This is a genomic window from Inquilinus ginsengisoli, from assembly GCF_031453975.1.
Classification (GTDB): Bacteria; Pseudomonadota; Alphaproteobacteria; order DSM-16000; family Inquilinaceae; genus Inquilinus; species Inquilinus ginsengisoli_A.
Genome location: NZ_JAVDPW010000011.1, coordinates 215,629 through 228,284 on the forward strand (window position 1 = coordinate 215,629; position 12,656 = coordinate 228,284).

10 protein-coding genes are annotated in these 12,656 nt (G+C 69.5%); 7 read left to right on the top strand and 3 right to left on the bottom strand.

Translation table 11 applies throughout. The annotated features are described in order from the left end of the window. Positions 1-460: 460 nt before the first annotated feature. The 5 genes from E9232_RS29005 (at position 461) to E9232_RS29025 (ending at position 6,631) form a co-directional block, all read left to right on the top strand. On the top strand, positions 461-1,216 hold the full coding sequence (locus tag E9232_RS29005) for an SDR family oxidoreductase (RefSeq protein WP_309800150.1): 756 nt from the start codon (positions 461-463) through the stop codon (positions 1,214-1,216). Positions 1,217-1,550: 334 nt separating this feature from the next. Beyond that, positions 1,551-2,546: a hopanoid-associated sugar epimerase gene (gene hpnA, locus E9232_RS29010; RefSeq protein WP_309800153.1), complete on the top strand. Its 996-nt coding sequence runs from the start codon at positions 1,551-1,553 to the stop codon at positions 2,544-2,546. An 8-nt stretch (positions 2,547-2,554) separates the two neighbouring features. Further along, entirely contained in the window at positions 2,555-3,730 is a 1,176-nt protein-coding gene (locus E9232_RS29015; protein WP_309800156.1) for a glycosyltransferase, read from the top strand. Next, positions 3,727-5,676 carry a squalene--hopene cyclase gene (gene shc / locus E9232_RS29020; RefSeq protein WP_309800158.1) on the top strand — a complete coding sequence of 650 codons (1,950 nt, stop codon included), beginning with the start codon at positions 3,727-3,729 and terminating at the stop codon, positions 5,674-5,676. The genes E9232_RS29015 and shc overlap by 4 nt, the downstream gene beginning before the upstream one ends. A gap of 292 nt (positions 5,677-5,968) precedes the next feature. Then, positions 5,969-6,631, top strand: a complete 663-nt coding sequence (locus tag E9232_RS29025) for a phosphorylase family protein (protein WP_309800161.1) — start codon at positions 5,969-5,971, stop codon at positions 6,629-6,631. On the opposite strand, the gene hpnH is transcribed toward E9232_RS29025, so the two are convergent. Further along, the gene (gene hpnH, locus E9232_RS29030; RefSeq protein WP_441740755.1) at positions 6,578-7,672 is read right to left on the bottom strand and encodes an adenosyl-hopene transferase HpnH; all 1,095 of its coding nucleotides are present in this window, start codon (positions 7,670-7,672) and stop codon (positions 6,578-6,580) included. The genes E9232_RS29025 and hpnH overlap by 54 nt on opposite strands. A 107-nt stretch (positions 7,673-7,779) precedes the next feature. After that, complete coding sequence (gene ispH, locus E9232_RS29035) at positions 7,780-8,718, bottom strand: 4-hydroxy-3-methylbut-2-enyl diphosphate reductase (RefSeq protein ID WP_309800166.1); 939 nt, start codon at positions 8,716-8,718, stop codon at positions 7,780-7,782. 239 nt (positions 8,719-8,957) lie between these two features. Here ispH and dxs point away from each other — a divergent pair, with 239 nt between their 5' ends. Together dxs and E9232_RS29045 are read left to right on the top strand one after the other, a co-directional pair. After that, the gene (dxs, locus tag E9232_RS29040; RefSeq protein ID WP_309800168.1) at positions 8,958-10,907 is read left to right on the top strand and encodes a 1-deoxy-D-xylulose-5-phosphate synthase; all 1,950 of its coding nucleotides are present in this window, start codon (positions 8,958-8,960) and stop codon (positions 10,905-10,907) included. Positions 10,908-10,965: 58 nt separating this feature from the next. After that, positions 10,966-11,604, top strand: coding sequence for an ABC transporter substrate-binding protein (locus E9232_RS29045; RefSeq protein WP_309800173.1), 639 nt, complete (start codon positions 10,966-10,968; stop codon positions 11,602-11,604). Positions 11,605-11,653: 49 nt separating this feature from the next. Here the strand turns inward: E9232_RS29045 and E9232_RS29050 are convergent, their stop codons facing one another. After that, positions 11,654-12,481 (bottom strand): MlaA family lipoprotein, encoded by an 828-nt coding sequence (locus E9232_RS29050; protein WP_309800176.1) that lies wholly within the window; start codon positions 12,479-12,481, stop codon positions 11,654-11,656. Positions 12,482-12,656 lie beyond the last annotated feature (175 nt).

Here is a 12,656-nt window from a genome sequence, read left to right on the forward strand (position 1 = left end):
TGTCAAGGCAAAGGCCGGCGGACCAAGCGCCGCACTGTCCCCTGTCCCGCACTCTTCTTCGTCATTGCGAGGAGGCGCAGCCGACGCAGCAATCCATGTCAGGCGGCGCCATGGATTGCTTCGCTGCGCTCGCAATGACGAAGGGGGAGGCGGGGGAGGCGACACGCCATGGCCGCTTGACGGTCGGGCTCCCCAGGCGTTAACCATCCGCCCGCAGCCGCCTCGATGGCGCTGCCGTAGGCGTTACCGTCATCCAACGCGTCCTTGGTCGAGAAGGTCCCAGCAGGGAGATCTCGAGGCAAAAGGCGCGACGGTATGTCCTCACTCTCCTGCTCTGCGGCTCGCCCGCTCGACACATCCATCCTGGCCGGGCCTGTCCCCGCCGCGACGTCGGCTGTCGTCCCGGGATGGCTCGCGGCAGGGGCCGCCGTCGCCTTTCTCATGACGAAAGGCAGCAATCATGAAGATCACCGGCAACACGATCCTGATCGCCGGCGGCACCAGCGGCATCGGCCGGGCACTGGCCGAGGCCCTGCACCAGCGCGGCAACCGCGTCATCGTCACCGGGCGGCGGCAGGCCCTGCTGGACGAAGTCACGGCCGGTCGCCCCGGCCTGGTCGGGATGTCGCTCGACCTCAATGACCCGGCCGCGCTGTCCCGCCTCGCGACCGAAATTCGCGCGCGCTTTCCCGACCTCAATGTGCTGATCGCCAACGCCGGCATCTCGCGGGCGGAGGACATGGCGGCAGACGGCTGGGATGCCGCCGACGCCCAGGCGATCGTGGAGACCAACATCCTGGGCGTGCTGCGCGTGACGGCGGCGCTGCTGCCGGTGCTGAAAGGACGGCCGGACGCGACCATCATCGCCACCAGCTCCAACCTCGCCTTCGTGCCCCGTGCCGACTTCCCGGCCTACTGCGCCAGCAAGGCGTTCCTGCACTCCTGGCTCCAGTCGCTGCGTCACCAGCTCCGCAGCGTCCCCGTCGAAGTGCTCGAACTCGCGCCGCCCTATGTGCAGACGGCGCTGACCGGCGCCCGCCGGGCCTCCGACCCGCGCGCCATGCCGGTCGCCGCCTATGTCGCGGAGGTGATGCAGCTGCTGGAGCGGGGAGACCATCCCCGGGGCGAGGTGCTGGTCGAGCGCGACCGCGCTCGGCGCTGGGCCGAGCGGGACGGTCGCTACGACGCCACCTTCGCGGCGATGAACCCGGACTGAAGACGTGGTCGGCCACCGCAGCCCTTCGCGTCGCCTTTCAGCCGCGCCACACCCCTCTTCGTCATTGCGAGGAGGCGAGCCGACGAAGCAATCCATGCCAGGCGGCGCCATGGATTGCTTCGCTGCGCTCGCAATGACGAAAGGGGGTGGAGAGGCCATGCAAGGTGCCAGCTTTCATCCGCCGACCCCCCGCATGCAGCAGGGGCCGGGGAGGGCTACGTCCTTTTAAGTTGCGGTGGCGGGCCCGCTTCGACAGTCTCGCCGCCATGATGACACTGCCGAGACAGGTCCCGCGTTCGACGGGCGGGCGTTCAATCGGCGGCCGCGGGGCCGCATGAGCGAGATCGCCCTCGTCACCGGGGCCACCGGCTTCGTCGGCTCGGCGGTCGCCCGCGCGCTGCTGGCTCAGGGCCACCGGGTCAAGGCGCTGGTCCGCCCGGCCAGCGACCGGCGCAACCTCGCCGGGCTGGAGGTCGAGCCGGTCGAGGGCGACCTCGCCGATCCTGCCACCCTGGCCCCGGCGCTGGCCGGCTGCACCGCCCTGTTCCATGTCGCGGCCGACTATCGCCTGTGGGTCCGCGACCCGCAGGCGATGTACCGGGCCAATGTCGACGGCACCGCCGCGATCCTGCGCGCCGCCGCCGCCGCCGGGGTGGCCCGCGCCGTCTACACCTCCAGCGTGGCGACGCTGGGCCACCGGCCCGACGGCCGGCCGGCCGACGAGACCACGCTGGCGACCGCGGCCGAGATGATCGGCCCCTACAAGCGTTCGAAGTTCCTGGCCGAGGATGCGGCGCGGCTGGCGGCCGCCGAGACCGGCCTGCCGGTGGTGATCGTCAACCCCTCGACCCCGATCGGGCCGCGCGACGTCAAGCCGACCCCGACCGGCCGGATCATCGTCGAGGCCGCGACCGGGCGGATCCCCGCCTTCGTCGACACCGGCCTCAACCTGGTCCATGTCGACGACGTCGCCCAGGGCCACCTGGCCGCCTTCGCCCGGGGCGCACCCGGCGAGCGCTACATCCTGGGCGGCGAGGATTTCACCCTGTCCGCCATCCTGGCCGAGATCGCCGTCCTGGTGGGGCGCCGGGCGCCGAAGATCCGGCTGCCGCTCGGCCCGATCTGGCCGGTGGCGCTGGTGGCCGAGGCGGTGTCGCGCCTGACCGGCAAGGAGCCGATGGTGACCCGCGACGCGCTGCGCATGGCGCGGCACACCATGTTCTTCTCCTCCGACAAGGCCAGGGGTGCGTTGGACTACCGGCCGCGCCCGGCGGGGCAGGCTCTGGTCGATGCGCTCGACTGGTTCCGGACCAACGGCTACCTGAAATGATCGGCCTGGTGCTCGCGATTGCCAGCCTCGTCGTCTGGCTCAACCTGTGGCTGTTCCGCGGCCGGTTCTGGGAGACCGCGACCGCGCCCGAGGCGCCGCTGCCGTCCAGCTGGCCCGATGTCGTGGTGGTGATCCCGGCGCGCAACGAGGCCGAGGGCATCGGCGGCACCGTCGGCTCGCTGCTGCGCCAGGCCTATGCCGGCCGGCTGCAGGTGGTGGTGGTCGACGACCAGTCGACCGACGGCACCGCCGACCTGGCCCGCGCCGCGGCGGCGGAGGTCGGCGCCGCCGACCGGCTGACCGTCATTTTCGGCACGCCGCTGCAGCCCGGCTGGGTCGGCAAGATGTGGGCGGTGTCGCAGGGCGTGGCGGCGGCGGAGCGGGTGGCGCCGGACGCGCGCTGGGTCCTGCTGACCGACGGCGACATCATCCACCGGCCGGGCAATCTGGCGCAGCTGGTGGCGCGGGGCGAGATCGACCGGCTCGACCTGGTGTCGCAGATGGTGCGGCTGCGCTGCGTCGCCGCCGCCGAACGCTGGCTGATCCCGCCCTTCGTGTTCTTCTTCAAGATGCTGTACCCCTTCGCCTGGGTGAACCGCGCCGACCGGCCGACCGCCGGCGCCGGCGGCGGCTGCATGCTGGTGCGGCGCACCGCCCTGGCCCGGATCGGCGGCATCGAGTCCATCCGCGACGCGCTGATCGACGACTGCACCCTGGCGGCAGCGCTGAAGCGCCACGGCCGGATCCGGCTCGACCTCACCGACGAGGCGGAAAGCCTGCGCGATTACGGTCATGTCGGCGAGATCTGGCGCATGGTGGCCCGGACGGCCTATACCCAGCTGCGCTATTCGCCCTGGCTGCTGGCCGGGACCGTCGCCGGCCTGGTCGTCACCTACCTGGTGCCGCCGGTCGTGACGATCGCGGGGCAGGGGGCGGCGCGATATGTCGCCCTGGCCGCCTGGGCGATCATGAGCGGGTGCTACCTGCCCATGCTGCTGTTCTACCGGCGCTCGCCTTTGTGGGCGCCGTTCCTGCCGGTCGCGGCGCTGGTCTATCTCGGCGCCACGATCGATTCGGCGCGGCGCCACTGGGCCGGCGTCGGCGGGGCCTGGAAGGGCCGCGTCTACGACCAGCCCGGCGCCTCGCCCGCCCCGTCCCGTCAGCCCCGAAACCCCTCGCCATGACCATGCACAGCCCCCAGACCGCCGACCTCGCCACGCCCACGCGCACCACCCTCGACGAGGCGATCGGCCGCGGCGTGGACGGGCTGCTCGGCCTGCAGCGCGAGGACGGCCACTGGGCGTTCATCCTCGAGGCCGACGCCACCATCCCGGCCGAATACATCCTGCTGAAGCACTTCCTCGGCGTGGTCGACCGCGAGAAGGAGGCGCTGCTGGCCACCTACATCCGCGGCATCCAGTCGGCCACGCATGACGGCTGGCCGCTGTGGCATGACGGGCCGTTCAACATCAGCGCCAGCGTGAAGGCCTATTTCGCGCTGAAGGCGGCGGGCGACGATGTCGACGCGCCGCACATGGCCCGCGCCCGCGCCGCCATCCTGGCCGCCGGCGGCGCCGCCCGCGCCAATGTCTTCACCCGCATCCTGCTGGCCCTGTTCGAGCAGGTGCCGTGGCGGGCGGTGCCGGTGATGCCGGTGCAGATCATGGTGCTGCCCTCCTGGTTCCCGTTCCAGCTCAATAAGGTGTCGTACTGGAGCCGGACGGTGATCGTGCCGCTGCTGGTGCTGATGGCGAAGAAGCCGCGGCCGGCCTCACCCGGCGCGCTGTCGATCCAGGAGTTGATGGTCGAGCCGCCGGAGAACGTGAAGAACTGGCACGTCCATGCCGACGGCACCTTCTGGGGCCGGTTCTTCCGCCGCCTGGACGGCATGCTGCGGCCGATCGAGCCGTTCTTCCCGCGGCGGCGTAAGTCGGTCGACAAGGCCGTGGCCTTCGTCACCGAGCGGCTGAACGGCGAGGACGGGCTGGGCGCGATCTACCCGGCCATGGCCAATTCCGTGATGATGTTCAAATGCCTGGGCTATCCGGACGACCATCCGGACCTCAAGACCGCCTGGGCCTCGGTCGAGAAGCTGGTCGAGACCGTCGACGGCGTCACCTACGCCCAGCCCTGCCTGTCGCCGGTGTGGGACACCGCCCTGACCGCCCATGCGCTGCTGGATGCCGGCGACCCTGAGGCGGTGGCGCGGGCGAAGCGGGGCCTCGACTGGCTGGTCGGCAAGCAGGTGCTGGACGTCAAGGGCGACTGGGCCGACCGACGGCCGGATGTGCGGCCCGGCGGCTGGGCCTTCCAGTACGCCAACCCGCACTATCCCGACCTCGACGACACCGCGGTGGTGGTGATGGCGATGCACCGCGCCGACCCGGAGCGCTACCGCGAGGCGATCGACCGCGGCGTCGAATGGTTGGTCGGGCTGCAGAGCAAGAATGGCGGCTGGGCGGCGTTCGAGGTCGACAACACCTACCACTACCTCAACCACATCCCCTTCGCCGACCACGGCGCGCTGCTCGACCCGCCGACATCGGATGTCACGGCGCGCTGCCTCAGCATGCTCGGCCAGCTAGGTAGGCGCGCAGACGATCCGGTGGTGGCGCGCGGGCTGGAGTTCCTGCGGCGCGAGCAGGAGGCCGACGGCTCCTGGTTCGGGCGCTGGGGCACCAACTATATCTACGGCACCTGGTCGGTGCTGTGCGCCCTCAACGCGGTCGCGGCCGACATGCAAGCGCCCTATATCCGCCGCGCCGTGGCCTGGCTGCTGGCGCAGCAGCGCGAGGATGGCGGCTGGGGCGAATCCGGCGACAGCTATTATGCCGGCAAGCCGGAGATGACGCCGGCCACCTCGACCGCGTCGCAGACCGCCTGGGCGGTGCTGGCGCTGATGGCGGCGGGCGAGACCGACCATCCCGCGGTGGCCCGGGGCATCGCCTGGATCTCGGCGCAGCAGCGCCCCGACGGGCTGTGGGACGAGCCCAGCTTCACCGCGGTCGGCTTCCCCCGGGTGTTCTACCTGCGCTATCACGGCTACCCCGCCTTCTTCCCGACCTGGGCCCTGTCCCGCTACCGCCGCCTGCGCGACAGCAACAGCGGCCGGATCGAGGTCGGGATGTGAGAGACCGCTTGGAAGCGCGCCGGCGCGGCCGTCTGATGGCGGCGCCTGCGCTTCCGGTGCTCACGGACCAAACGTCCGCTGCGCGCCGGTTCTCGGCGCCACCACCAGCCGACTCACGCCAACGCGCTTCCAGACGGTCTCTGCAGAGGGAAATCCTACCTCTCCCCCTCATCGTCATCCCCGCGAAAGCGGGGATCTCCTCTGGGCCGCGACGGGATCCCGTGTCTGCGCAGCGGCACTTCGCGCCGCAGCGCGCACGGGATGACGGGCTGGTCTGGATGAGGAGCGACCCATGCTCGGCATCCTGACCGGCCTGGCCAGGGAGGCGGAGATCGCACGGGCGATCTCGCCGCTGGTGCTGTGCTCGGCCAGCGATCCGGCGCGGGCGGAGGCGCTGGCACGGGACCTGGTGGCGCAGGGCGCCACGGCGCTGCTCAGCTTCGGCATCGCCGGCGGACTGGCGCCGGGCCTGCGCAGCGGCGACCTGGTGATCGGCACCGCGGTCCGTACCCGCGCCGGCGATCACGCCTGCGATCCCGGCTTGGCGGTGCAGCTGGCGGCCGCCCTGCCGGGCGCCTCACGGGGTGTGGTCTGGGGCGGGGACGTCATCGTCGACACCTCGGCGGCCAAGGCCGCGCTGCACCGCGACAGCGGCGCCGACATCGTCGATCTGGAGAGTGCTGCGCTCGCAGCCGCCGCCGTGGCGGCCGGGCTGCCCTTCGGCGTGCTGCGGGCCGTGGCGGACCCGGCGGCGCATGGGCTGCCGCCGGCCGCGCTGGTCGGTCTGGATGCGGAGGGAAGGCCCGCGGTGGGGCCGGTGCTGCGGGCCCTGGCCCGCAGCCCTGGTCAGTTACCGGCGCTCATCCGCCTGGGGCGGCAGAGCGGTGCGGCAATGGCGGCGCTACTTGCCGCCGCCGGCGCCCTTCGCCGCGGCCACCTTCGGGGTGTGGCGTAGCTTGTCCAGCGCCTTCTGGACGTGGGACGAGAACACGAACTCGGCGGGACGCTGACGGTCGAGCGAGATCTCGGGCGCCATCTTCCCTTCGGTGCGGATGCCGCGCATGCTGACCAGGAAGGCCTTCAGCGGGTTGCGGAACATGTCCTTGACCGCGCTGGCCTCGTAGCCGGAATGCACCATGCAGTTGGCGCACTTCTCGTAGTTGCCGGTGCCGTACTTGTCCCAGTCGGTGTCTTCCATCAGCTCCTTGTAGGTCTGGGCATAGCCCTCGCCCAGGAGGTAGCAGGGCCGCTGCCAGCCGAAATAGGTGCGCGTCGGGTTGCCCCAGGGCGTGCAGTGATAGGTCTGGTTGCCGGCCAGGAAGTCGAGGAACATCGTGGACTGGCTGAACGACCAGCGCTTGCCGTTCTCGCCGCGCTTGAAGATGTCGCGGAACAGCTGCTTGGTGGTCTGACGGCTCAGGAAATGCTCCTGGTCCGGCGCCCGCTCATAGGCATAGCCGGGCGAGACCGTGATGGCGTCGACGCCCATCTCCTTGACGTCGTCGAAGAAGGCCGCGACGCGCTCCGGCACGGCGTTGTTGAACAGCGTGCAGTTGATGTTGACGCGGAAGCCGCGGGCCTTGGCGGCCTTGATCGCCTTGACCGCGCGGTCATAGACGCCGTCCTGGCACACCGACCGGTCGTGGTCCTCCTGGTCGCCGTCGAGATGGACCGACCAGATCAGGAATGGACTCGGCTTGTACTGGTCGAGCTTCTTCTCCATCAGCAGCGCATTGGTGCACAGGTAGACGTACTTCTTGCGGTCGATGATGCCCTGCACCACCTCCGCCATCTCCTTGTGCAGCAGCGGCTCGCCGCCGGCGATCGAGACCACGGGCACGCCCGAATCATCCACCGCCTGCAGGCAGTCGGCCACCGACAGGCGCTGGTTCAGGATCTCGTCGGGATAGTCGATCTTGCCGCAGCCGGCGCAAGCCAGGTTGCACCGGAACAGCGGTTCCAGCATCAGGACCATCGGATAGCGCTTGGTTCCCAAGACGTGCTGCTTGAGAAGATAAGCGCCAATACGGATCTGCTGTTGAAGCGGAATACCCATGGGACCTTCACAGACTTTCAGCCGAAACCCAGGCCGTGCGGCCCTGCCTACTCGGCAGGGACCGGCACGGTCAACTGGGAGGGCAGGCGGAAGCGGATGTTTTCGGCGACGCCCTGCAGGGTCGAGACCTCGACCTCACCGAAGCGTTGCAGAGTTTCGACGAGTTCCTGCACCAGGCTGTCCGGTGCGGAGGCGCCGGCGGTGACGCCGACGGTATTCTTGCCGACCAGCCATTCCGGGTCCAGGCCCGAGGCGTCGTCGATCAGGTAGCTCGGCACGCCGAGCTCGTCGCCGATCTCGCGCAGCCGATTGGAATTGGAGCTGTTGCGGGCCCCGATCACCAAGAGGACATCGACGATCTGCGCCAGTTCCCGCACCGCGCCCTGGCGGTTCTGGGTGGCGTAGCAGATGTCCCTGGTGTCCGGCCCGACGATCGCCGGGAACTTGACCTTCAGCGCGTCGATGACGGCCTTGGTGTCGTCGACGCTCAGCGTGGTCTGGGTGATGTAGGACACCTTGTCCGGGTCCGGCACCTGCAGCGTGGCCACATCCTCGACCGACGAGATCAGGGTCACGCCGCCGGGGATCTGCCCCGTGGTGCCCTCGACCTCGGCGTGGCCGGCATGGCCGATCAGGATGACGGTGCGATCCTGTGCCGCATAACGCCGGCCCTCGATATGGACCTTCGAGACCAGCGGGCAGGTGGCGTCGATCACCTGCAGCCCCCGCTGCTCGGCATCCGCCTCGACCGCCTGGGCGACACCATGCGCGCTGAAGATCGTGATGCTGCCGGCCGGAACCTCGTCGAGCTCGTCGACGAACCGGGCGCCCTTGGCGCGCAGGCTCTCGACCACGTGCCGGTTGTGCACGATCTCGTGGCGGACATACACGGGCTGGCCGTAGATCTCCAACGCCCGCTCGACAATTTCTATGGCTCGCTCAACGCCGGCGCAAAAGCCTCGGGGTTGGGCCAAGATGATCCGCATACGGCACCTTTGGGTCTGGCTTGGAAGCAGGGGGACGCCAGAGTGAATCGCTCTCATTTGAAACATACAACGCGTCAACTTCGTGTGTCACTACGCGTGACCATGACGGAACCGCAACGGAGATGCCCTCTTGCCAATCGTCAAATTGCTCGCCACCCGCAGATGTGCTTACTCTGTAGGCCGCCGGAGCGCGATATCGGGACGATGCCTCCGCCGAGGAGATTTGGGAGCGACGTTTGATGGGACGACCCGGGACGGATAGTCGAACACCGCTCCTCGATCAGCTTCAGGGACCTGCCAGCCTCCGCAACCTCAATGACGACGACGCGCTCAAGCAGATCGCGGACGAGCTGCGCACCGAGCTGTTGGATGCCGTCTCGGTCACCGGCGGTCATCTCGGCGCCGGCCTCGGCGTGGTCGAGCTGACCGTCGCCCTGCATGCCGTGTTCGACACGCCGAACGACCGGCTGATCTGGGATGTGGGGCACCAGGCCTACCCGCACAAGATCCTGACCGACCGGCGGGACCGTATTCGCACATTGCGTCAGGGCGGCGGGCTGTCCGGCTTCACCCGGCGGTCGGAGAGCGAATACGACCCGTTCGGCGCCGCCCACAGCTCGACCTCGATCTCCGCCGCGCTCGGCATGGCCGTGGCCCGCGACGCGAAGGGCGAGCAGCGCAACGTCATCGCCGTGATCGGCGACGGGTCGATGAGCGCCGGGATGGCCTATGAGGCGATGAACAATGCCGGGGCGATGGCGTCGCGGCTGATCGTCGTGCTCAACGACAACGACATGTCGATCGCGCCGCCGGTGGGGGCCATGAGCGCGTATTTGTCGCGGCTGATCTCGTCGCGACCCTACCGCTCGCTGCGGCACCTGGTGCGTGATGTCACCGCCATGATGCCGTCGCCGGTGGCCCGGGCGGCGAAGAAGGCCGAGGAGTATGCCCGCGGCTTCGTCACCGGCGGCACGTTGTTCGAGGAGATGGGCTTTTCCTATGTCGGCCCGATCGACGGGCACAATCTCGACCACCTGCTGCCGGTGCTGCGCAATGTGCGCGACTGGCGCGACCCGGGGCCGATCCTGGTCCATGTCGTGACCGAGAAGGGCCATGGCTACGCTCCGGCCGCCCAGACCGCGGACAAGCTGCACGCCGTCGCCAGGTTCGACGTGGTCACCGGCACCCAGGTCAAGGCGACGCCGGCCGCGCCCAGCTACACCGCGGTGTTCGGCCGCGCCCTGGTGGCCGAGGCCGAGGCGGACCCGCTGGTGGTCGGCATCACCGCCGCGATGCCCTCGGGCACCGGCATCGATGCCTTCGCCAAGCGCTTCCCCGACCGCACCTTCGATGTCGGCATCGCCGAGCAGCATGCGGTCACTTTCGCCGCCGGCCTGGCGGCGGAGGGGATGAAGCCGTTCTGCGCGATCTATTCGACCTTCCTGCAGCGCGCCTACGACCAGGTGATCCACGACGTCGCCATCCAGTCGCTGCCGGTCCGCTTCGCCATCGACCGGGCCGGGCTGGTCGGCGCCGACGGCGCCACCCATGCCGGTAGCTTCGACATCGGCTATCTCGGCATGGTGCCGGGCATCGTGATCATGGCGCCGGCCGACGAGGCCGAGCTGATGCACATGGTCGCGACCGCGGCGGCGATCGACGACCGGCCCTCGGCGGTGCGCTATCCCCGCGGCGAGGGCACCGGTGCCGCGTTGCCGGCGCGGGGCGAGCCGCTGGAGATCGGCCGCGGCCGAATCATCCGCGAGGGCGGCGGCCCGATCGCCATCCTCAGCCTCGGCACCCGGCTGCAGGAGAGCCTGAAGGCGGCGGAGGAGCTGGACGCGCTCGGCCTGCGCACCACGGTCGCCGACGCCCGATTCGCCAAGCCGCTGGACGCCGCGCTGGTCGATCGGCTGGCCCGTGAGCACGAGGTGCTGATCGTGATCGAGGAAGGCGCGATCGGCGGCTTCGGGTCACATGTGCTGCACCATCTCGCGGTCAGCGGGGCGCTCGACGCCGGGTTGAAGATCCGGCCGATGGTGCTGCCCGACCGCTTCATCGACCACGACACGCCGGCCGCCCAGTACGAAGCCGCGGCGTTGAACGCCGCCCACATCGTGGCGACGGCGCTCACGGCGCTCGGAACTTCTCGGCACGAGGCCGGGTTGAAACCATCATTGGTTGGCTAAACCGCTTCGTGAACTTCGGTGGCGACCGTCCACAACCGTCCCAGATCGGAAGAAGACCATGCGCTCGCCTGTCCTTCCCCGCCTCGCCGTGGCCCTCGCGCTGCTGCTCCCGCTTCCGCTCGCCGCAGCACCGGCGGCGTCCCAGCAGGCCGCGGCGGCCACCTCGCCGCGCCAGGTCATCGACACCCTCGACCAAGCCCTGCTCGACGTCATGAAGAATGCCGATTCGCTGGGGTTCCAGGGCCGTTATCAGAAGCTCGCTCCGGTGCTCGACCAGGTGTTCAACCTGCCGCTGATGGCGCGGATCTCCGTCGGTCCGGACTGGGCGTCCCTGAAGCCGGACCAGCAGCAGAAGATCGTCGACGTGTTCCGCCGCTTCAGCATCACGACCTATGCCGCCCGCTTCGCCGGCTATAACGGTGAGAAGTTTGAAAGCGCCGCCGCCACGTCGGTCACCGGCGGCGACCAGGTGGTCGCGACCAAGCTGGTCATGGCCAATGGCGGCGCGGTGGCGCTGAACTACCGCCTGCGGGCCAACGGGCCGAGCTGGCAGATCATCGACGTGTATCTGAACGGCACCATCAGCCAACTCGCCAACTACCGCTCCGATTTCGGGGCGACGCTGCGCAGCGGCGGCGGCGATGGGCTGGTCAAGATGATCGAAAGCAAGATCGTCGAGCTGACGCCGAAAAAGTGATCCCCGGCCGGTTTCCGGCGGAGGCGATGCCTCCGCCGGGACGGCCTGGTCAGGGAATGGTCGGCAGCTGGGACGACGGCAAGGTGCCGCCACCGGCGCCGGCGGCCGGGTCGTTGTAGAGATCGCCGTCGGCCGGGGCCTTGTTGCCGTCGAGCTCGGCCTGGCGGTACTGCCGGAACACGCTGCGCAGCGTCGCATAGTAGTCGACCGAGTTGCGCTCCAGCTCGTCGCTGGCATCGACCGTGCGCGACCGGATGTCGATGCCCTTGGCCACGAACATGCCGACGCTCGCCTCGGTCGGGATGTTGACGATGTAGCCCCAGGGGCTGCTGACCGAATCGACCGCGAAGCCGACCGTGTCGCGCGGGTTGGACGGGCCGAGCAGCGGCAGCACCAGATAGGGGCCTTCGCCGATGCCCCAGCTGTACAGCGTCGCGCCGAAATCGCCGGCCGGCTGGTGGGTCACGCCGCGCGGGGTGGCGACGTCGAACAGGCCGCCGAGGCCGAAGGTGGAATTCGCCAGGAACCGCAGCAGCGTCTTGCCAGCCGCGCCGGGATCGCCCTGCAGCACCTTGTTCAGGAACACCACCGGCTCGCCGAAATTCCGCATCGCGTTGTGCAGGCCGTCACGGGCGAATTCGGGCACCACGTCGCGATAGGCGATCGCCACCGGGCGGATCGCATTCTTGTCGATCGCCTGGTTGATGTCGAAGATGGTGCGGTTCATCGGCTCGAGCGGATCGTTGATCCGGTCGAACTCGGCCCGCTGGACCGGGTCTGTCGGCGGCGTGGCGCAGCCGCTCAACGCCGTCGCGGCGAGGAGGGCGGCGACGCCGAAGGCGAAGGGGCGAGAGGATCCACGTGAGCGCGTCGGCATGTCCGGTTCGATCCCGTAAGCACAATCAAAAAGTCGATGATCTATACGTAACGGACCGCCATTGGGATCGACGGTTTCGCACGTGCTCTGCCGCAATCTGGCGCGAGGCCGGGATCGCAACGGAAAGATTAACACATTGTGAATAGTATCCCGCCAATTGTCGGGCAACAACCTT

Bases quoted from the DNA above. Each gene is read 5' to 3' on its own strand.
- ispH (WP_309800166.1), bottom strand. From the start codon at position 8,718: ATGCGGATCATCTTGGCCCAACCCCGAGGCTTTTGCGCCGGCGTTGAG.
- E9232_RS29005 (WP_309800150.1), top strand. From the start codon at position 461: ATGAAGATCACCGGCAACACGATCCTGATCGCCGGCGGCACCAGCGGC.
- dxs (WP_309800168.1), top strand. From the start codon at position 8,958: ATGGGACGACCCGGGACGGATAGTCGAACACCGCTCCTCGATCAGCTT.
- E9232_RS29025 (WP_309800161.1), top strand. From the start codon at position 5,969: ATGCTCGGCATCCTGACCGGCCTGGCCAGGGAGGCGGAGATCGCACGG.
- E9232_RS29045 (WP_309800173.1), top strand. From the start codon at position 10,966: ATGCGCTCGCCTGTCCTTCCCCGCCTCGCCGTGGCCCTCGCGCTGCTG.
- shc (WP_309800158.1), top strand. From the start codon at position 3,727: ATGACCATGCACAGCCCCCAGACCGCCGACCTCGCCACGCCCACGCGC.
- hpnA (WP_309800153.1), top strand. From the start codon at position 1,551: ATGAGCGAGATCGCCCTCGTCACCGGGGCCACCGGCTTCGTCGGCTCG.
- E9232_RS29050 (WP_309800176.1), bottom strand. From the start codon at position 12,481: ATGCCGACGCGCTCACGTGGATCCTCTCGCCCCTTCGCCTTCGGCGTC.